Genomic DNA, 20,129 nt, shown 5'->3' with positions numbered 1-20,129 from the left:
CGCATCGATCGCCCGCTTTAGCGTCACTCATGGGCGTCTTGTGGCCAAGAGGGCCTGTTTGACCTAAGTTCGCGCGTCAGAGCCTGATAAGTCGGGACATTTAATAGTATTATTTCCGCCGAAAGTCCTGGAAAGAGGTGGGTTTTGAGCGTCGTGGTGTGCGGCGAGACGATGCTGCTGATGCTGGCCGAGCCGGGGATCCCGCTGGAGCGCGCCACCGCGTTCCGCCGCTCGATCGCCGGCGCGGAGAGCAACGTGGCGGCGGGGCTGGCCAGGCTGGGCCACGAGGTGCGCTGGCTGGGCCGGGTGGGCGCGGACCCGGCGGGCAGGGCCGTGCTGGCGCAGTTGCGCGCCGAGGGCATCGACACCCGCCACGCCGTCGTCGACCCCGACGCCCCGACCGGGCTGCTGCTGCGCGACAGCCACCCGGCCAGGGCCATCGACGTGCAGTACTACCGCGCGGGCTCGGCCGCCTCCCGGCTGACGCCCGGCGAGCTGACCGCCGAGATGGTACGCGGGGCGCGGCTCGTACACGTCACCGGCATCACGCCGATGTTGTCCGACACGGCGCACCGGGCCACGCTCCGGCTGCTCGACCTGGCGGCCGAGGCGGGCGCGCCGGTCTCGTTCGACCCGAACATCAGGCTCAAGCTCGGCACGCCCGAACGGTGGCGCGAACGTGTGGCGCCGCTGCTCGGGCGCGCCGACGTGGTGCTGGCGGGGGAGGATGAGCTGGAGCTGCTGGAGGTGGACCCGGCGGGGCTCGGCGGGCTGGTCGTGGTCAAGCGGCGCGACAAGTCGGCCACGTGCGGCGAGCTGCGGCAGGAGGCGTTCACCGTGCCGCTGACCGATCCCGTCGGCGCGGGGGACGCCTTCGCCGCCGGGTTCCTGTCCGGGCTGCTGCGCGGGGTGCCGCGGGAGGTGTGCCTGCGTGAGGCGGCGGCCGTCGCGGCACTCGTGGTGCAGTGTGCCAACGACATCGACGGGCTGCCCGACCGGGCCGGCCTCGACCGCGCGCTGGCCGCGTTCACCGACGCCGTGGACACCGTCCACCGTTAGATGTCGTGGACACCGTCCACCGTTGGAAGCCCTGAAACCGTCCGCCCTTGGAAAGGGAGTCATGTACCGCTGGGAGATCGTCCAGGCCGTCACCGAGCAGCGCGTGTTCGGCATTGTCAGGAGCGCCGGGCCGCAGGAGGCGGTGGCCGCCGCCGAGGCCGTGCTCGACGCCGGGCTGAAGGCGGTGGAGGTGGCGCTCACCACGCCGCGCGCGCTCACCGCCGTCGCGCGGCTCACCGAGCAGCGGCCCGAGGCCCTCGTCGGCGCCGGCACGGTGCTGGACGCGGCCGCCGCCCGCGCCGCCGTGGAGGCCGGGGCGCGCTTCCTCGTCTCGCCCAACCTGCATCCCGAGGTGATCCGCGCGGGGCACCGCTATGGCGTGCCGGTCTTCCCCGGTGTGACGACCCCGACGGAGATCGTACGGGCCCTGGAGGAGGGCGCCGACGCCGTGAAGATCTTCCCGGCTTCGGTCGTGTCGCCGTCCTGGTTGCGTGATGTACGTGCCGCGCTGCCCCAGACTCCGGCGATCCCCACGGGCGGGGTGACCCTGGACAACGCGCAGGAGTGGATCGAGGCCGGCGCCGTGGCCTGCGGCATGGGCTCGGCGCTGACCTCGGGCGGCGCACAGGCGGCGGGGGAGCGGGTCACGGCGCTGCTCGCCCGGCTGGCACAGGCCCGCTGACCGGCTCTCAGGCAGGTCCGCTGTCCGCTTTGCAAGCAGGCCAGCTGACCGCTTTCAGGTCGGTGTGGTGGCGGCCAGGGTCCACAGCTCGTCCGCTATCGACGGCCACAGGTCGCGGGGCAGGTCGTGGCCCATGCCCGGGTAGAGCTTCATGCGCGCGCCCGGGATGGCGTCGGCGATCGCCCGGGACGCGCCGACCCGCACCATCGGGTCGGCCTCGCCGTGGATGACGAGCGTGGGCGCGGTGATGCCGGCCAGCCTCGGCAGCAGGTCGCCGGCCGCCCGGAAGGCGCGGAACTGGCGCATCAGGCCGGGACCGGGGTCGGGGCGCCGGTCGTAGGAGGTCAGGCCCATCTGCCGCCACATCTCCTCGTCGAACGGGTAGCCGGGTGAGGCCGCCGACCGTGCCATGTCGGTGAGGGCCCGCGCGGAGCCCTCCCGGCCGGGCGGGTAGCGCCGCAGCAGCTTGCCGAGCATCGATCGCACGGCCGCCCCGGTGTGCACCTGGCCGCGCCGCGATCCCGCGTACGCGGCGGCGAGCCCGAGCGTGCGCACCCGTTCGGGGCGGCGCAGCGCGACGAGTTGCGCGATGGTCCCGCCGACCGCCGCGCCGAACAGGTGGGCGCCCTCCCAGCCGAGCGCGTCCATGACGGCCACGGCGTCGTCGGCCATGTCCGCCAGCTCGTACGCCGCGCCCTTCCTCCCCCTGAGCAGGCCCGGCCGCCCCCGCCGGGTGAGCTGCGAGGACAGTCCCGCGTCCCGGTTGTCGTACCTGACCACCGCGAACCCCTTGGCCCCCAGCGCGTCGCAGAACCCGTCCGGCCACGCCACCATCTGCAGACCCATGCCCATAATCAGTAACAGGGGCTCCCCGTCCCGCGCCCCCATGCGTTCGTAGGCCAGCTCCAGCTCGCTGTTCCGCGCCCATTCGATCGGCATCGCCGCCTGCCCCCTTTTTTTTAATGCATGCGCATTGTAAACAGGCCGCGCCCGTTTATTCAATGCGACTGCATGAGAAAGGGGGTGGCGCTCATCCGGACATCGGGTGCCATATATGCTCACTCGCGATCTATGTGTAACGACCGGGAGGCTGCCCGATGACCGTCGCCGTTCACGTCGGCCCCGAACCCGTACCCGCCCTCATCGACGCCGTACGCCGTGCGGGCGGCCGCCTCGTACCGCTGGCGGAGGCCGAGGCGATCGTCTACTTCGGCAACGACGACCCCGACGAGGTGCGCTCCATGCTGCACGAGGGCATCCGCTGGGTGCAGCTCCCGCACGCGGGCGTCGAGCGGTGGGCCGACGCCGGAGTCATCACCGACCATCCCGTCTTCACCGCCGCCACCGGCTCCTACGGGCCGCAGGTGGCCGAGCACGCGCTGGCCCTGATGCTGGCCGCCGCCCGCGAACTGCACCGCATGGCCAGGGCCACGTCCTGGGGGCCCAAGACCTCCAGGGAACTGGCCGGCTCCACGGTCGCGATCGTCGGCTGCGGCGGCATCGGGCGGGCGCTGATCGCGCTGCTGAAGCCGTTCGGCTGCCGGATCGTGGCGGTCACCGACAGCGGCGAGGTGCCCGGCGCGGCCGAGATCCTGCCGCGCGCCCGCTACCGCGAGGCGCTGCCCGAGGCCGACTACGTGGTCGTCGCGGCGCCCGCCACGCCCGGCACCAGGGGGATGCTCGGGGCGGAGGAGTTCGCTCTCATGCGGCAGGACGCGTGGCTGGTGAACGTGGCCAGGGGCAGTCTCGTCGTCACCGATGACCTGGTGGAGGCGCTGCGCGCGGGCCGCATCGGCGGGGCGGCGCTGGACGTCACCGACCCGGAGCCGCTGCCGGACGGGCATCCGCTCTGGGAACTGGACAACGTGCTGATCACGCCGCACTCCGCGAACCCCCGCCCCGCCTACTGGCGCGGCCTGTCCGAGCGGGTCACCTCGAACGTGCGGCGCTTCGGCGCGGGCGCCCCGCTGGAGGGCGTGGTCTCCCCGAAACAGGGCTTCTGATCTCAGGTGCTAATCAAGGCCGGCGGTGCGGGCTGCTCCAGGCCGGGCAGTGCGGGCTAGTCCAGGTTGAGCCTGGCTCCGGTGCTCAGCCCTGAGTCGTGCACCTCCAGGCTCGCCGGTTCGAGGCCCTTCGGCAGTTCGAACACCAGCGCGCCGGTGAACGCCTGACCCGCCTCGATGCGGATCGGCGTGATCTCCTTGCCGCTCTTGTCGAGCAGCTTGGTGCCGCCGTGCGACTCGTCGTCCTCGTCGATCAGCTTCTGCTGGCCGGGATAGAGCACCCTGGCCTCCTGGCCGACGTTCTTCACCTGTAAGCCGATCTGGCAGGTGCGTTTCGTCGCGCCCTTGGCCGGCTTGGGACACTTCGCACCCGTCACGGCGAAGCTCAGCTTGCCGTCCATGACCGGGCCGTCCGCACCGGAGGCGGGCGAGCCGTTGAACATCCACAACAGCCCGGCGATCAGCAGCACCATCAGCACGGCCGCGACCACCATCACGGTCAGGCAGCCCGCGAACACGCCCCGCTTGGGCCGCGCGGGCCGGTAGCCGGGCAGCGGTCCCTGACCGGTGGTCGAGTGGTGCGGCAGCGGCCCCTGACCCGTCTGGTGCGGGTGCGGCACCCGCCCGGTACCCGGGACCGGGCCGGTCCGCTCGGGGTTCGGCGGCGGCACGCGCCCGGCACCCGGCACGGGACCTGTCCTCTCAGGGTGCGGCGGCTGTTGCTGCGGCATGCGGACCCCACCGGGGCCCGTACGCTCCGCGGGAGGCGGTTGTTGCGGCCTGCGGACGCCGCCGGGTCCCGTTCGTTCGGCGGGAGACGGTTGTTGCGGCCTGCGGACGCCGCCGGGACCTGTCCTCTCGGCGGGAGGCGGCTGCTGGGGCATCCGGACCCCGCCGGGACCCGTTCGCTCGGCGGGAGGCGGTTGCTGGGGTGGGCGGGACGCGCCGGGGCCCGGTCGTTCGGCCTGCGGCCGGGGCTGCTCGGGGTGGCGTGCGGGCCGGGGCGCCTGGGCGGGGTGGGGAGCCTGGGCGGGCCGGTCCACGGGCGGCGGGGGCGGCATCAGCGGGCCGAACTCCGACGGGTTCCACGTGTTGGTCAGGTGCTTGGTGGCCGCGAGCTGCGCCGCGGGCTCGTCGGCCGCCTCCACCAGCTCAAGCAGGAGCTGCCGGGCGGCGGGCCGCCGCGCCGGGTCGGGGTGGATGGCCGCGGCGACCAGCCGGTCCAGCGGCGCGGGCAGCCCGCGCAGGTCGGGCGGCGCCTGCCGGGCCCTGGCCGCCATCACGTACGCGTCCCCCTCGCCGAACGGATGCCCGCCCAGCCCGGCGTAGGCGATCAGCGACCCCCACGCGAACACGTCACCCGCCGGACTCGTACGCCCCTCGAAGACCTGTTCGGGAGCGATCCACCCGGGAGTGCCCATCACCATGCCGGCGTTGGTGTGCCGGGAGTCCACGTGCGTCGAGCGCGCCAGCCCGAAGTCGATCACCCGCGGCCCGGCCAGCGTCAGCATCACGTTGGCCGGCTTGAGGTCGCGGTGCACCAGCCCCGCCGCGTGGATCGCGGTCAGCGCGGCGGCCACGCCCACGGCCGCCGCGTGCAGCACCGACGGCGACAGCGCGCCGTGCTCGATGAGGTGGTCCTCCAGCGAGATGCCGTCGATGTACTCGGTGACGAGGTAGAGGACGCCGTTGTCCTCGCCGTGGTCGAGCACGCGCGCCGTGCAGAACGAGGCCACCTTGCGCGCGTTGGACACCTCTTCGTGGAAACGCGCCCGGTAGACGGGGTCGGCGGTGTAGTCGCGCCGGATCGCCTTGAGCGCCACCCGCGGGCCGTCGGCCGCCTTGGCGAGGTAGACCACGCCCATGCCGCCGGAGCCGATACGGCTGATCAGCTCATAAGGGCCGATCGCCGGCGGGTCATCCGGCTGCAGAGGAGTGCCTCCGGAGCGCCCCAACGTCGCCGCCCTCTCGCCGTCGTCATCCCTTCTCAAACCGAACCGTTCCTCCCGCCGGTTCGTTCCGCTGGCAACCCGAATGGCAACCCGAACCGTTCCGCCGCCTGGCATCCCGTTTGTACCCCAGACTCTAACGGAGACAGGGCCTGTCCGTCGGCCACTAACCCCCAGCGGGGTCGCGTCGTGCGGCCCGCATCGTCACCCGCAGCCGCGCCACGTCGATCGCGTGGGGCAGCGGGCGGTGCGGTGAGAGCAGCCGGCCGACCGGCTTGGGGCGGGCCACCCGCAGGATGCCGCCCAGGAAGGCGGTGCCGACCGCGAGGGTCAGGTGCACGCCGCCGCAGCCCGGCATGGCCCACCACTCGTCGGCGGCGGTGCCGTCCAGCCAGATCTCGGGGGCGAAGGTGTTGGCGTACGGCAGGCGCGGGCTGCGCTGGTGGGCCGCGACCGGCACCAGGACGGTGGTGCCGGCGGGCAGGGTGCTGCCGTACCACTCGGTCTCGGCGGTGGTGACCCGCGACAGCGCCGGCACCGGCGGCCACAGGCGCAGCCCTTCACGCAGGCAGGCGCGCAGGTGGTCGGAGTTCTTGCGGGCGGCCTTGCGGTGGCCGGGGTGGGCGGCCAGCAGCGCCAGCGTCTGCGTCAGCCCCGCGGCGATCGAGCCGAGCCCCATCAGCCAGAACGCGGCCTGCATCAGCCCGCGCGACTCCAACTCGGGCGTCTCGGCGATCAGCCCGGCCAGGCTGCCCGGCTCGGCGCGGCGCAGGTGGTCGATGATGCGCGCGTCGTACCGGCCGGCCAGGATCTCCTTGCGCCGCCCCCGCCGCCACCGGCCCGCCCGCGTGATGCCGGTCAGCAGCCTGGTGAGCTCCTCGTCGCCGGCCGCGCCGTCGCCGTAGACGCAGCGCCTGGCCACCCGCTCCCAGCAGGCGTTGAGCCTCGGGTGCTCCACCACGCCTTCGGTCAGCGCCTTGGCCTCCTGCTGGGCGATCTCGATGAAGCGCGGGCGCAGCACGTCCGTGGGCAGGCCGAAAGGGCGCTCCTCCAGGGTGTGGGCGTAGGCGTCGTCCTCGCCCAGCACGCGCAGCGCGTCGCGCTTGGACATGACCAGCAGGGCCCGGCCGCGCGGGCCGCGTACCAGGACGGGGCGGCCGCCGTAGCGGGACTCCAGGGCGGTGAGCAGCGCCCGGGAGCGCAGCACGTCGCGGCCGGGCGTCACGTGGGGGGTGCCCGGCGGGACGAGGGCCGGCGCCAGGCGCAGGCTCTCCAGCAGGGTGGCCTTGGGCAGCCCCCTAGGCACGTGCGTGTTCCGGCGATCCGGGTGGGACGTTCATGACCTCGATGTGATCGTCCCGGGGATCGCGTTCGCAATGCGGGGTTTCGGTTACCGGAACACTTTCGGTCTCAAGATCTGTCAGTGTTCCGGTGACCGGAACGAGGTCATACGCCGAGGAGGGCGGCGGAGATGGCCTGGGCCGCGCCGCGTACCGAAATGCTCAGCTTGGCCAGCGGCGCCAGGTGGGCGGGCGCGGCCACGCCGAGCGACATGCAGATCCGGCCGCCGGGACCGAACACGGGAGCGGCCACGCAGGCCACGCCCTCGGTGTACTCCTCCTGCGAGTAGGCGATGCCGTGCCGGCGGACCTGGGCCAGCTCCCGTTCCAGCCCGGCCAGGCTGGTGATCGTGCGGCGCGTCATCCGCTCGAACGCGCCACGGGCCAGCAGTTCCTGGCGCAGCTTGGGATCGAAGGCCAGCAGCGCCTTGCCGGTCGCCGTGCAGTGCAGCGGCACCCGGTCCAGGCCGTCGGAGCGCGAGCAGACCCGGTTGTGGCCGTACAGGCGCTCGACGTAGCGGGCCTCCAGACCGGAGGGGACGGCCAGGTTGACCGTCTGCCTGGTGGTCTCCAACAGGTAGAGCAGGTAGGGCAGCACCACCTTGCGGGTGCCGGGGACACGGGCGCGGGTGATGCCCGTCATCGACTCCAGCAACTCGCCCGGCAGGTAGGCGTTGCCCACCCGCCGGGCCAGCTCGCGCGAGCACAACACGCCGAGTATCCGGTGCGCGGTCGACTTGGGCAGGCCCGTGCTCCGGCAGAGCTGCGACAGCGTGACCGGGCGGGAGGCCGCGCTGAGCGCGAGCAGGATGTCGATCCCCCTCTCCAGACTGCCGGGCTGGGACGCGGGGCGCTCGTCCGTCACCGCCTGCGCTTGACTGACCATTTCCGTCGGCATCAATTTCCCTTCGCTCTCCGAGTAGCGGAAGGGGGCTTCCCGGGGGCTCTCGTTTACCTTTGCTGGAGTACCCCGGCAGGCGGGCGCTGAATACCCGCTCAGCGCAGCTTGATGATCTCCGCGTACACGGAAACAGCCACCTCACCAGGCGTTCTGGCCCCTATGTCCAGACCCGCCGGAACATGAACCCGTTCTCCTCCCTTGATCCGCGCCAGCACCGCCGCGCCGCGCTTGCGACTGGCGATCAGCCCGATGTACGGCACCTGCCGCGCCAGCGCCTCGCGCAACACCGGTTCCTCGTCCACGCCGTGCGAGGCGACCAGCACGGCCGAGGTGTCCGCGGCCACGGGGCCGTCCCCCGACTCGACCGTGCAGCCCATCGCCTCGCCGACCGAGACGAAGGCCCGCGCGATGGGACCGTCGCCGTGCACGCGTACGAGCCTGGGCGGCAGCACGGCCTCCAGGAAGATCTCCAGCGTGCCGCCGGACAGGCACGGCTGCCCGACCGCGACCAGGCCCTCCTCCTCGTGCGGCGCCTCCGCCTCGGGGGTGATGCGCAGCAGCGTGGCCCGGCCGGTGCCCATCAGGCGCAGCCCCTGCGCCCGTACGGTGTCCGTCGCGCACACGCCGCCGACGAACCCCTCGATCGTCCCGTCGGGCAGCACCAGCGCGCGATCGCCCGCCTTCGCGCTGGTCGGGCGGAGCGCGCGGACGACGGTGGCCAGCACGTACGGCTCCCGACCTGACCGCAGCCGCGCCACCCGGTCATCCAGCGGCCCTTCCTTGGCAGCGGGGACCAGCGTCCCGCCGCGAGGACGGGGCGCCGGCATGCCGAGGAACTCGCTCACGGGATCGCCAGGTCCGTGCGGAACGGATCGCCGTTGATGACCCGCCACACGTTCGCGGGCGTGAGCGGCATGTCCGCGTGCCGCACCCCGTACGGTTGCAACGCGTCCACCACGGCGTTGACCACCGCCGCCGGCGAGCCGACCGTGGCCGACTCCCCGACGCCCTTGGCCCCGATCGGATGCGTCGGCGAGGGCGTCACGGTCTCGCCCAGCTCCCACGACGGGCACTCCATCGAGGTCGGCAGCAGGTAGTCCATGAACGAGGCGCCCAGGTGGTTGCCGTCCTCGTCGAACGCCATCACCTGCATGAGCGCCATGCCGACCCCGTCGGCCAGCCCGCCGTGCACCTGCCCCTCGACGATCATCGGGTTGATCCGCACCCCGCAGTCGTCCACCGCCACGAACCTGCGCACCTTCACCTGCCCGGTGCCGGGATCGACGTCCACGACGCAGATGTAGGCGCCGAACGGATAGGTGAGGTTGGGCGGGTTGTAGACGGTGACCGCGTCCAGGTGGCCCTCGACGCCCTCGGGCAGCTCCAGGCTGGAGTGGGCGGCCAGCGCGATCTCGGCCAGCGACTTGCCGGTGCCGGGGTCGCCCACCACCGACCACTTGCCCTCGGCCCACTCCAGATCGTCCGGAGCGGCCTCCAGCATGGCCGCTGCGACGATCTTGGCCCGGTCCCTGACCTTTCTGGCCACTATCGCCGTCGCGGCCCCTGAGACGGGCGTGGAGCGCGAGCCGTACGTGCCGAGCCCGAACGGTGTCTGGTCGGTGTCGCCGTGCACCACCTCCACGTCGTCGGCCGGGATGCCCAGCTCCTGCCCGACGATCTGGGCGAACGTGGTCTCGTGCCCCTGGCCCTGCGACTGGCACGACACCCGCAGCACGGCCTTGCCCGTCGGGTGCACGCGCAACTCGGCCCCGTCGGCCATGCCGAGGCCGAGGATGTCCATGTGCTTGCGCGGTCCCGCGCCGACCGCCTCGGTGAAGAAGCTGACGCCGATGCCCATCAGCTCGCCCCTGGCCCGCTTGTCGGCCTGCTCGGCGCGGAGCTTGTCGTATCCGGCCATGTCCAGCGCCAGGCGCAGCGCCTTGGGGTAGTCGCCCGAGTCGTACTCCCAGCCGGTGGGGGAGTGGTAGGGGAACTGCTCGGGCTTGAGCAGGTTGCGCATGCGCAGCTCGGCCGGGTCCATGCCCAGCTCGGCGGCCAGCACGTCCACCATGCGCTCGACCAGGTAGACGGCCTCGGTGACGCGGAAGGAGCAGGCGTAGGCCACGCCGCCGGGTGCCTTGTTGGTGTAGACGCCGGTGACCTCGCAGTGGGCGGTCTCGATGTCGTAGGAGCCGGAGAAGACGTGGAAGAACCCGGCGGGGAACTTGGTCGGCTGCGCGGTGCCGTTGAACGCGCCGTGGTCGGCCAGCACCTTCACCCTGATGCCCCGGATCCTGCCGTCGCGGGACGCGGCGATCTCGCCGTGCATGTGGTAGTCGCGGGCGAAGGCGGTGCTCATGAGATTCTCCGAGCGGTCCTCCATCCACTTGACCGGCCTGCCGGTGACGATCGAGCCGACGATCGCGCACACATATCCTGGATAAATCCCGACCTTGCCGCCGAAGCCGCCGCCGATGTCGGGCGAGATCACCCGGATCTTGTGCTCGGGCAGCCCGGCCACCATCGCGTACAGCGTGCGGTGCGCGTGCGGCGCCTGCGTCGGGCACCAGACGGTCAGCTTCCCGGTGACCTTGTCGAAGTCGGCCACCGCGCCGCACGTCTCCAGCGGCGCCGGATGCACGCGCGGGTAGAGCAGGTCCTGCGCGACCGTCACCTCGGCCTGCTCGAACACCGCGTCGGTGCGCGCCCTGTCCCCGGCCTCCCAGTCGAAGATGTGGTTGCCGGTACGCCCCTCCAGATCGTCCCTGATGACCGGCGCGCCCGGGTCGAGCGCCTTCCTGGCGTCGATGACCGCCTCCAGGGCGTCGTACTCGACGTCGATCAGCTCCAGCGCGTCGCGCGCCGAGTAGGCGTCCTCGGCGACCACGAACGCGACCTCCTGCCCCTGGAAGCGCACCTTGTCCGTGGCCAGTACCGCCTGGATGTCGTTCGACAGCGTGGGCATCCAGGCCAGGTTGAGCCCTTCCAGGGTCTGGCCGGTGATGACCGCCTTGACCTTCGGATGCGCCTCGGCCGCGCTGGTGTCGATGGAGACGATGCGCGCGTGGGCGTGCGGGCTGCGCAGCACGGCGCCGTACAACATGCCCGGCAGGCGTACGTCGTCGGTGTAGTTGCCGCGCCCGCGAATGAACCGGGCGTCCTCTTTGCGGTGCATTCTGCCGAAACTCATGATTTGGCCTCCGCGGCCCAGCGGATCGAACGGACGATGTTCTCGTAGCCCGTGCACCGGCACAGTTGCCCCGAGATGGCCTCCCTGATCTGGCCCTCGTCCGGGTCGGGATGGCGGTCCAGCAGCGCGCGGGCAGTCAGCAACATGCCCGGCGTGCAGAACCCGCACTGCAGCCCGTGACACTCCACGAACCCCTTCTGCACGACGTCCAGCTCGCCGTCCCGTTCCAGCCCCTCCACCGTCGTCACCTCGTGCCCGTCGGCCATGACGGCCAGCACCGTGCACGACTTGACCGGCACGCCGTCCAGTTGCACCGTGCAGACGCCGCAGTTGGAGGTGTCGCAGCCCCAGTGGGTGCCGGTCAGGTCCAGCTCGTCGCGCAGGAAGTGCACGAGCAGCAGCCTCGGCTCGACGTCCCTGGTGTACGGCTGTCCGTTCACCGAAACAGTGATCCGCATCGTTCAGATCCTCCCCGCGGCCGCGGTCAGCGCCCGCTTGGTCAGCTCGGCGGCCAGGTGGCGCTTGTAGTCGGCGGGCCCGCGCTGGTCGGCGTGCGGCGAGCAGTGCTCGGCGGCGATCCTGCCCGCCTGCTCGAACGCCTCCGCGCCGGGCGCCCGGCCTTCGAGATGGCTCTCGGCCTCGGGGGCGCAGAAGTGCTCGGCCCCGACGGCCGTGAGCCCGATCCCGGCCCGCGTGATCACGCCGTCCTCGATCCGCAGGACCGCCCCGGCCGCGGCGACGGGCCAGTCCCCGACGCGCCGCTCGACCTTCTCGTACGCGCTGCCGGTGCCCGGCGTGATCGGCACGCGGAGCTGGATCAGCAGCTCGTTCGGCGCGACCGCCGTCTCGTAAGGACCCTGGTGGAATTGCCTGACAGGCACGGTACGAATTCCGCCCGGCCCCTGGATGACCGCGGTCGCCCGCAATGCCGTGAACACCGCCGACAAATCCTCAGAAGGATCCCCTTGGCACAAGGAACCTCCAACGGTCCCCCGATTTCGCACTATTGGGTCCGCAATAACACGCTCCGCATCCCGAAATATCGGGAAAAGGTCGGTGGCTGTGCTGCTCTCCAGCAACTCCGTGTGCCGCACCAGTGACCCGATGGCCAGCTCGTCGCCCTCGACCGCGATCCGCCCCAGCTCAGCGGCCAGTCCATTGATGTCGATCAGCGCCTCGGGCTGGGCCAGGCGCAGCTTCATCATCGGGATGAGACTGTGCCCGCCCGCCACGACCCTGGCCTCGGGGCCGTAGCGCTCCAGGAGCTCGAGAGCGTGCGGAACGCTGTCGGCTCTCTCGTATTCGAACGTCGCGGGAACCTGCATGACAGCACATTGCTGTTCCCGATTTGTCGCGACAATCCGTAAATAAGGCTTTCCTTAATGCGGCCGGGACAACTAAGAAGAGGGGGTGACCCTCAGCCAGCTCGGCGCGTTCGTCTTCGTCGCCCGCCTCGGCTCCGTCAAGGCCGCCGCCCGCGCCCTCGGCGTCAGCGAGCCCGCCGTCTCCCAGTCACTGGCCCAGCTCCGCAGGCACCTCGGCGACCCCCTCCTCACCCGCGCGGGCGACCGCATGGTCCTCACCGAGGGCGGCCGCCGCCTGCTCGGCATCGCCTCCCAGATGGTCGCGCTCGGCGCGGAGGCGGTCGCCGCCGTCCAGCAGAACCACCCGGCGCGCCTGCACGTGGTCATGGACGCCGGACTGGCCGAGTACGTCGCGGGCCCGCTGCTGTGCCTGTTCACCCAGCGCAAGTCGGTGGAGGCCACCACCGGCGTGGCCGCGACCGCCGAGATCCCGCTGCTGCTGTCCAGCCGCCTGGCCGACGTCGCCCTCGGCGCCCAGACGACGGGCGACGGCCTGGTCAGCCGCCCGGTCCTGCGCTGCCGCCTCATCGTGGTCGGCTCACCGCGCGGCCGCCGTGACCACTGGCTGGTCGGCCCGTCGGCCACCGACCCGGCCGGCGACACCAGCCGCCTGCTGCGCCTGCTGCGGATCCAGGACTCCCAGGTACGCGTCTTCGCCAATCAGACGGCGGCCTGGAAGGCGGCGGCCGAAGGCGCGGGCGTCGCCCCCGCCACCGCCCACCTGGTCGCCTCCCAGTTACGCCGCGGCGAACTGATCCCCATCGAAACCCCGGCCACCCCGCTGCCCGCCTACTGGTACGCCACCACCCTGGACCCGGCCACCCGCTCACCCTGCGCGGGAACCTTCATGGACTTCCTCACCACCCCGGCCGCCACCCAGACCATGCGCACCCCGGACGACGGCATCCCCCGCAGCCGCTTCCGCCCGCCGGTGCACGTGTCGATCTGGAGTTGAGCGCCTTCGTCACCTGAGGGCCGCGGCCTCCGCGGCCAGCTTCTCCACGCGGGCCCAGTCGCCCGAGGCGAGGGCGTCGGCCGGGGTCAGCCAGGTGCCGCCGACGCAGCCCACGTTCGGCAGCGCCAGGTAGTCGGGGGCGGTGTTCACGCGGATCCCGCCGGTCGGGCAGAAACGCACGTCCGGCAGCGGCCCGCCCAGCGCCTTGAGGTACGGCACGCCGCCCGCCGCCTCGGCCGGGAAGAACTTCAGCTCCTTGACCCCGCGCTCGGCCAGCGCCATCACCTCCGACACGGTCGCCGCGCCCGGCAGGTACGGCACACCGCTGGAGTCCAGCGCCTCGACCAGCGACAACGTCGTGCCGGGTGAGACCAGGAACTTGGCCCCCGCCGCCACGGACGACGAGATGTCGTCGGTGGTGCGGATCGTCCCCGCGCCCACGTTCGCCTCGGGCACCTCCTCGGCGATCCTGGCGATGGCCTCGCGGGCGGCGGGCGTGCGCAGGGTCACCTCGATGACCGGCAGCCCACCGGCCACCAGCGCGCGGGCCAGCGGGACGGCGGTCTCGACGTCCTCGATCACCACGACGGGGATCACTGGGGCGAGATCGAGCAGGCTCATCAGCTATCTCTCCTCGTCGGCCGGCTCACGGCCGTCGTCTTGTCACGTGCAATGGGTCAGCCCACCAGCTCACGGCGGGCTCGCTGGCTCAGCCACGCCGCCGCGCCCGTCATCCCCGGCTGGTCCGCGACGATCAGTACGGTCCCGATGTCCGCCAGGTAGGCGGGCATGTCGGGATTGTTCTCGAACCGCGTACGGAAACAACTGGTACGCACGCGTTCCACAATACGGGGCAGCACTCCGCCGGCCAGGTACACCCCACCCCTGGCGCCGAGCGTCAGCGCGACGTTGCCGGCGAAGGTGCCCAGCATCGCGCAGAAGACGTCGACCGTCTCGGCGCACAACGAGTCGTCCACCCTGGCCACGATGTCCGAGGCGGTCAGCGCGGGCGCGTTGACGCCGTTGACCAGGGCCAGCGCCCGGTGCAGGTGCACCAGCCCGGGGCCCGACAGCAGGTGCTCGGCCACCACGTGCGGCATGCCCTGCGACTGCAGCGCCCGTACGACCTCGATCTCGCGCGGCTCCACGACCGGCACCGTGGCGTGCCCGCCCTCGCCGGGGATGGGCGTCCAGCCGTGCTCGCCCGGCACGAGCCCGCCGACGCCGAGCCCGGTCCCGGGACCCAGCACCGCCTTGACCCCGAGGCGCGGCGGGGGCCCGCCCAGGGACACCAGGTCGTCGCCGTCCAAGTGGGGCAGCGACACGGCCAGCGCCTCGAAGTCGTTGAGCAGCCGGGTGTAGGGGATGTTCAGGTCCCGTACGGATCCGGCCCAGGCCGAGTTCGTCAGCCGGTAGCGATCCCCGTCGACCGGCCCCGCCAGCGCCAGGCAGGCCGCCCCCGGCCGCACGCCGCCGGCGTGCCCGGCGAGGTAGGCGGACACGGCTTCCGGGAGCGTGGCGTAGTCGGCCCCGTGCAGGACGGCGACGTTCGACGGCCGCGCCCCCAGCGAGGTGACCAGGCCGAATCGGGCATTGGTGCCCCCGATGTCGGCCACGAGCCACGGAAGGTCAAAGGCACTCACGCATACCTCCGGCATTCAGGGCGGCGTCAAGATCGCTCGCCGTACTCCGAAGAATGCCACGAGTTCTCACAACGCCCCGAGCGAGGGCGTGCGGACGAACATGCTCGGGAGCGTTCAGCGCGCGCCAAACGGACATAGAGCACCGTACCCGGAGATAGGTTGTCACCGGACGAGGCCGGAGGGCCGCGCTCCGACCGAAACACCCGTCTCCAGGTGCGAGGAGCCGGCCTCGGCGGGGAAGCCCAGCCCGGGGCCGTGGTGCGGCGACTCGGCGCCGCTGACCCCGAAGATTCCGGCGCCCTGCTCGGCGTGTCCCGCCATGCGGCGGAAGGCGGCGAACAGCTCCCGGCCCGTGCCGACCCACTGCGCGTCGCTCAGCGGACGGCCCTCGGGCGCCCGGCGGGCCAGCTCCTGCGCCGGCACCAGCAGCTCCAGCGTGCCGGCCGCCGAGTCCAGCCTGATCACGTCGCCCTCGCGGACCAGCGCGATCGGCCCGCCGTCGGCCGCCTCGGGCGACAGGTGGATGGCCGCGGGCACCTTGCCGGACGCGCCCGACATGCGGCCGTCGGTGACGATCGCCACCCGCTGTCCCCGGTCCAGCAGCACCGCCAGCGGCGAGGTGAGCTTGTGCAGTTCGGGCATGCCGTTCGCGCTCGGACCCTGGTAGCGGATGACCGCCACGAAGTCCTGCCCGTCCAGCTCGCCCGTCTCGAACGCCTTCAGCAGGTCGAGCTGGTCGTGGAAGACCTTGGCCGGCGCCTCGATCACCAGGTGCTCGGGCTTGACCGCCGAGACCTTGCTGACCGCGCGGCCCAGGTTGCCCTCGACCATGTGGATGCCGCCGTCGGCGGAGAACGGGTCGGCGGCCGGGCGCAGCACGTCCAGGTCCTTGCTGCCGCCGGTGACCGGCGCCCAGACCAGCTCGCCGTCCACCAGCTCCGGTGCCTGCCGGTAGCGGTCGAGGCCGGGGCCCGCCACGGTCATCACGTCGGCGTGCAGCAGGCCCTCGTCGAGCAGGTCGCCGATGAGCACCTGCATGCCGCCGGCGTCGCGGAAGTGGTTCACATCCGCCTGGCCGTTGGGGTAGATCTTGGTCAGCGACGGCACGGCCTCCGACAGGCAGGCCAGGTCGTCCCAGGTCAGTACGATGCCCGCGGCCGCCGCCATGGCGACCAGGTGCAGCGTGTGGTTCGTGGAGCCGCCGGTGGCCAGCAGCGCGACGCACGCGTTCACGATCGACTTCTCATCGACCAGCTCGCCGATCGGCGTGTACTCCGCGCCGTGCGCGGTGATCTCCACGGCCCTGCGCCCGGCGGCCTCCGTGAGCGCGTGGCGCAGCTCGGTGTGCGGGTTGACGAACGTCGAGCCCGGCAGGTGCAGGCCCATGACCTCCATCAGCGCCTGGTTGGAGTTCGCGGTGCCGTAGAAGGTGCAGGTGCCGGGGGAGTGGTAGGACTTGGCCTCGGCGTCGAGCAGCTCCAGCTTGCCGACCTTGCCCTCGGCGAAGAGCTGCCGGGTGCGCGCCTTGACCTTGTTCGGCAGGCCCGAGGTCATCGGCCCGGCCGGCACGAAGAGCGCGGGCAGGTGCCCGAAGTGCAGCGCCCCGATGAACAGCCCCGGCACGATCTTGTCGCACACGCCCAGCAGCAGCGTCGCGTCGAACATGTCGTGCGACAGCGCGATCGCGGTGGCCATGGCGATCACGTCACGGCTGTACAACGACAGCTCCATGCCCGCCCGGCCCTGCGTGATGCCGTCGCACATCGCCGGCACGCCGCCCGCCACCTGCGCCACGCCGCCGGCCTTGCGCACGGCCGCCTTCAGCTCGGGCGGGTAGGTCTCGTACGGCTGGTGCGCGGACAACATGTCGTTGTAGCTGGTCACGATGGCCACACCGGGCTTGGCCCCGGCCCGCAGGACCGGCTTGTCCTCGGCGTCCGCGCCCGCGAAGCCGTGCGCGAGGTTCGCGCAGCCCAGGTGCGCCCGCGCCGGGCCCTTGGCCCTGGCCTCCGCGCCGTCGCGGCGGATCCGCTCCAGGTACGCGCTGCGGCTGGCGGCGCTGCGCTCGGCGATCCGATCGGTGATCTCCTGGATGACTCGGTTCATTTAGAGTTCCTCCTCGTGCCAGGCACGACCGCTGCGGCCGAGCAGTTCGTGGGCTCCGGCAGGGCCGGTGGTTCCCGCCGGGTAGGGCTCGGGCAGGGCGGCGTCGGCCTTCCAGGCCTCCAGGATCGGGTCGATCCACCGCCAGGCCGCCTCCACCTCGTCGCGGCGCATGAACAGCGTCGGGTTCCCGGTCAGCACGTCCATGAGCAGCCGCTCGTACGCCTCGGGCACCCGCGCGGTGAACGTCTTGCCGAAGCTCAGCGACAGCGGCACCGGCTTCAGCGTCGTCTCGCCCGCGCCCGGCTCCTTGGCCATGATGTGCAGCTCGATGCCCTCTTCCGGCTGCAGCCGCAACACGAGCCTGTTCGGCGTGCCGCCGGGGAAGATCGAGTGCGGCACGTCCTTGAACTGCACCACGATCTCCGAGCGCCGGTACGGCATGCGCTTGCCGGTACGCAGGTAGAACGGCACCCCCGCCCACCGCCAGTTCTTGACCTCGGCCCGGATCGCGGTGAAGGTCTCCACCCGCCGCGACTCCTCCGTGGGCGGCGTGGAGCCCGGCTCGTCCAGGTAACCCACCAGGTCCCCGGCCTCGGTGTACTGGCCGCGCACGGTGAACCGTTCCACCTCGCCGCCCGCGATCGGCCGCAGCGCCTGCAGCACCTTGACCTTCTCGTCGCGGATGGACTCCCGGTCGTTGCGGGCCGGCGGCTCCATCGCGGTCAGCGTCAGGAGTTGCAGCAGGTGGTTCTGCACCATGTCGCGCAGCGCGCCCGCGTGGTCGTAGTAGCCGCGCCGGCCGGGCGTGCCGACCGTCTCGGCCGCCGTGATCTGCACGTGGTCGATCCACAGGGAGTTCCAGATCGGCTCAAGGAAGGCGTTGGCGAAGCGCAGGACCAGCAGGTTCTGCACCGTCTCCTTGCCCAGGTAGTGGTCGATGCGGAAGATCTGGTGCTCGTCGAAGATGGCGCCGACCTCGTCGTTGATGCGCTGCGCGCTGGGCAGGTCGTTGCCGAGCGGCTTCTCCAGCACCACGCGCGAGCGCGGCGTCACCAGCCCCGCCTGCTCCACCTCGCGGCAGAAGGGGCCGAACGTCCTGGGCGGGCTGGCCAGATAGAAGATCCGGTCGCGGTCCTCGTAGCCGGTCAGCAGGTCGGCCAGCGCGTTCCAGCCCGACGTGTTCTGGCCTCCGACGTCCACCGACACGTGGTGCAGGCGGCCAAGGAAGCGCTGCCACATGGCGGGGTCGTCGATCGGCACCTCGTCGCGTACCTCGGCGTCCACCTTGCCGCGGAAGTCGGCGTCGGTCAGCCCGCCCCTGGACATGGCGATGACGCGGGTCTCCGGGGAGAGCCGGCCCTCCCGGTCGCTGTGGTACAGCGCGGGGAGCAGCTTGCGCATGGACAGGTCGCCGGTCCCGCCGAAGACGACGAGGTCGGCGGTGTGGGCCGGGCCGGCATCTGTGCTGATCTCTGGGCCGGCTTCTGGCGTGGGCAGTGCTGCGGGGGACACGGTGAAGGCTCCGATTGATCTACCAAGAGGGACAGAACGGACACTAGCGAGAGTTTGGGTCGTCCACAAGCGGAGTTTTGGCATTTGAGATGAAAAAGTCGCGACTTTTCATGACACAACTGCATGTGGTTCACTTAGCCGATGCCTCGACGTACCGCCACCGCCCTTGCCACGAGTGGCGAGGTGCTCCGCCTCATCCGCACCGGTGAGGCCGTGACGCGGGCCGACCTCGGCCGGGTGACCGGCCTGTCGCGCCCCGCGGTGCAGCTGCGCGTCGGTGAGCTGCTGGAACGCGGCCTCGTCGTGGAGCGCACCGACGCGCCCTCCACGGGCGGGCGTCCGCCGGTCCGGCTGGAGTTCAACGCCGCGGGCGGCGTGGTGCTGGTGGCGGCGCTGGGCGCGAGCCGTACCAGGGTGGCCGTGTGCGACCTGGCCGGGGGCGAGCTGGCCGGGCGCGAGTTCACGATGGACGTGGAGGAAGGGCCCGACACCGTCCTGCCGCTGCTCATGGACACGTGGGACGAGCTGCTCGGCGACCGGCCGCGCTCGATGATCCGCGGCGTGGGGATGGGCGTGCCGGCCACGGTCGAGTTCGCGCAGGGCCGTACGGAGAGTGCCCGGGTCATGGCCTCGTGGACCGGCGTGGTGATCCCGCCGCTCATCCGCGAGCGCTTCCCCGTACCCGTGCTCCTCGACAACGACGTCAACGTGCTGGCCATCGGCGAGCACCGCGGCGCCTATCCCGACCTCGACGACCTCATGTTCGTCAAGATCTCCACCCGCATCGGCGCGGGCGTGATCGCCGGCGGCGAGATTCTGCGCGGCGCGCTCGGCGCGGCCGGTGAGATCGGGCACATCCCCGTGCTGGACGGGGGCGGCGTGTTGTGCCGCTGCGGCAACTACGACTGCGTCGACTCGGTGGCCAGCGGGACCGCGCTGCTTAAGGACCTGCGGGCGCGCGGCAAGGACGTCAGGACGATCGCGGACGTCACGACCCTCGTGCGCGCGGGCGACGCCGAGACGATGGCCACGGTCCGCGAGGCCGGCCGCCGGATCGGCGAGGTGCTGGCCGGGGCGGTCAACATCCTCAACCCGTCGGTGGTGGTGCTGGGCGGGGACATGGCGGAGACGTTCGGGCCGCTGGTGTCGAGCATCCGCGAGGTCGTCTACCGCCGCTCCACCGCCCTGGCGACCCGGCGCCTGCGCATCGAGCCGAGCCGGCTGGGGGCGGGGGCCGGGATCAGCGGGTGCGCGGTGATGGTGCTGGACCACGTGCTGTCACCGGAGGCCGTGGACGAGACCATGACCCTCACCCTCCTGCGCCGCGACCGCACCCCCGCCACAGAAACCGGCTGACCCGCAGGCCCGGCGCGCTCTTTAGGAAGGCCACCGCGCGCTCCACGGGGAGGCCACCGCGGGGCCCGC

Annotated in this window: 17 protein-coding genes; 5 read left to right on the top strand and 12 right to left on the bottom strand. The window is 72.1% G+C overall.

The genetic code is table 11. The features are described 5' to 3' along the window. Window positions 1–153: 153 nt before the first annotated feature. Both AB0I81_RS04890 and AB0I81_RS04885 read left to right on the top strand, forming a co-directional pair. Window positions 154–1,059, top strand: a complete 906-nt coding sequence (locus AB0I81_RS04890) for a sugar kinase (RefSeq protein ID WP_360650218.1) — start codon at window positions 154–156, stop codon at window positions 1,057–1,059. A 61-nt stretch (window positions 1,060–1,120) separates the two neighbouring features. Next, window positions 1,121–1,741: a bifunctional 4-hydroxy-2-oxoglutarate aldolase/2-dehydro-3-deoxy-phosphogluconate aldolase gene (locus tag AB0I81_RS04885; RefSeq protein ID WP_360649949.1), complete on the top strand. Its 621-nt coding sequence runs from the start codon at window positions 1,121–1,123 to the stop codon at window positions 1,739–1,741. A gap of 54 nt (window positions 1,742–1,795) precedes the next feature. Here AB0I81_RS04885 and AB0I81_RS04880 read toward each other — a convergent pair whose 3' ends face one another. Further along, window positions 1,796–2,680 (bottom strand): alpha/beta fold hydrolase, encoded by an 885-nt coding sequence (locus AB0I81_RS04880; protein WP_360649946.1) that lies wholly within the window; start codon window positions 2,678–2,680, stop codon window positions 1,796–1,798. Between the two features lie 158 nt (window positions 2,681–2,838). On the opposite strand from AB0I81_RS04880, the gene AB0I81_RS04875 reads away from it, so the two are divergent. Next, complete coding sequence (locus AB0I81_RS04875) at window positions 2,839–3,744, top strand: D-isomer specific 2-hydroxyacid dehydrogenase family protein (protein WP_360649943.1); 906 nt, start codon at window positions 2,839–2,841, stop codon at window positions 3,742–3,744. A gap of 56 nt (window positions 3,745–3,800) precedes the next feature. Here AB0I81_RS04875 and AB0I81_RS04870 read toward each other — a convergent pair whose 3' ends face one another. From AB0I81_RS04870 to AB0I81_RS04840, 7 genes are all read right to left on the bottom strand, one after another. Further along, window positions 3,801–5,735, bottom strand: a complete 1,935-nt coding sequence (locus AB0I81_RS04870; protein ID WP_360649940.1) for a protein kinase — start codon at window positions 5,733–5,735, stop codon at window positions 3,801–3,803. 124 nt (window positions 5,736–5,859) lie between these two features. Continuing rightward, window positions 5,860–6,999, bottom strand: a complete 1,140-nt coding sequence (locus AB0I81_RS04865) for a cytochrome P450 (protein ID WP_360649937.1) — start codon at window positions 6,997–6,999, stop codon at window positions 5,860–5,862. A 140-nt stretch (window positions 7,000–7,139) separates the two neighbouring features. After that, entirely contained in the window at window positions 7,140–7,931 is a 792-nt protein-coding gene (locus AB0I81_RS04860; protein ID WP_360649934.1) for an IclR family transcriptional regulator, read from the bottom strand. Window positions 7,932–8,029: 98 nt separating this feature from the next. Beyond that, on the bottom strand, window positions 8,030–8,779 hold the full coding sequence (locus AB0I81_RS04855; protein WP_360649932.1) for an XdhC family protein: 750 nt from the start codon (window positions 8,777–8,779) through the stop codon (window positions 8,030–8,032). Continuing rightward, window positions 8,776–11,124: an aerobic carbon-monoxide dehydrogenase large subunit gene (locus AB0I81_RS04850; protein WP_360649929.1), complete on the bottom strand. Its 2,349-nt coding sequence runs from the start codon at window positions 11,122–11,124 to the stop codon at window positions 8,776–8,778. The genes AB0I81_RS04855 and AB0I81_RS04850 overlap by 4 nt, the downstream gene beginning before the upstream one ends. Further along, window positions 11,121–11,582: a (2Fe-2S)-binding protein gene (locus tag AB0I81_RS04845; protein ID WP_360649926.1), complete on the bottom strand. Its 462-nt coding sequence runs from the start codon at window positions 11,580–11,582 to the stop codon at window positions 11,121–11,123. The genes AB0I81_RS04850 and AB0I81_RS04845 overlap by 4 nt, the downstream gene beginning before the upstream one ends. A gap of 3 nt (window positions 11,583–11,585) precedes the next feature. Then, window positions 11,586–12,449 carry a xanthine dehydrogenase family protein subunit M gene (locus tag AB0I81_RS04840; RefSeq protein WP_360649923.1) on the bottom strand — a complete coding sequence of 288 codons (864 nt, stop codon included), beginning with the start codon at window positions 12,447–12,449 and terminating at the stop codon, window positions 11,586–11,588. 85 nt (window positions 12,450–12,534) lie between these two features. On the opposite strand from AB0I81_RS04840, the gene AB0I81_RS04835 reads away from it, so the two are divergent. Continuing rightward, window positions 12,535–13,443: a LysR family transcriptional regulator gene (locus AB0I81_RS04835; protein ID WP_360649920.1), complete on the top strand. Its 909-nt coding sequence runs from the start codon at window positions 12,535–12,537 to the stop codon at window positions 13,441–13,443. A 9-nt stretch (window positions 13,444–13,452) separates the two neighbouring features. On the opposite strand, the gene eda is transcribed toward AB0I81_RS04835, so the two are convergent. From eda to zwf, 4 genes are all read right to left on the bottom strand, one after another. After that, complete coding sequence (gene eda / locus AB0I81_RS04830; protein WP_360649917.1) at window positions 13,453–14,064, bottom strand: bifunctional 4-hydroxy-2-oxoglutarate aldolase/2-dehydro-3-deoxy-phosphogluconate aldolase; 612 nt, start codon at window positions 14,062–14,064, stop codon at window positions 13,453–13,455. 56 nt (window positions 14,065–14,120) lie between these two features. Beyond that, window positions 14,121–15,086 carry a glucokinase gene (gene glk / locus AB0I81_RS04825; protein WP_360649914.1) on the bottom strand — a complete coding sequence of 322 codons (966 nt, stop codon included), beginning with the start codon at window positions 15,084–15,086 and terminating at the stop codon, window positions 14,121–14,123. A gap of 162 nt (window positions 15,087–15,248) precedes the next feature. Further along, on the bottom strand, window positions 15,249–17,192 hold the full coding sequence (gene edd, locus AB0I81_RS04820; RefSeq protein WP_360649911.1) for a phosphogluconate dehydratase: 1,944 nt from the start codon (window positions 17,190–17,192) through the stop codon (window positions 15,249–15,251). Continuing rightward, a complete protein-coding gene (gene zwf / locus AB0I81_RS04815) occupies window positions 17,193–18,593 on the bottom strand; it encodes a glucose-6-phosphate dehydrogenase (RefSeq protein ID WP_360650215.1) in 1,401 nt (466 codons plus the stop codon). A gap of 252 nt (window positions 18,594–18,845) precedes the next feature. Between zwf and AB0I81_RS04810 the strand changes: the two genes are divergently transcribed. Continuing rightward, entirely contained in the window at window positions 18,846–20,060 is a 1,215-nt protein-coding gene (locus AB0I81_RS04810) for an ROK family transcriptional regulator (RefSeq protein WP_360649908.1), read from the top strand. Window positions 20,061–20,129 lie beyond the last annotated feature (69 nt).

This window comes from Nonomuraea sp. NPDC050404 (assembly GCF_040655495.1).
GTDB lineage: Bacteria > Actinomycetota > Actinomycetes > Streptosporangiales > Streptosporangiaceae > Nonomuraea.
Note: the sequence above shows the minus strand (reverse complement) of the source record. Positions and strands in the feature narration are given on the sequence as shown.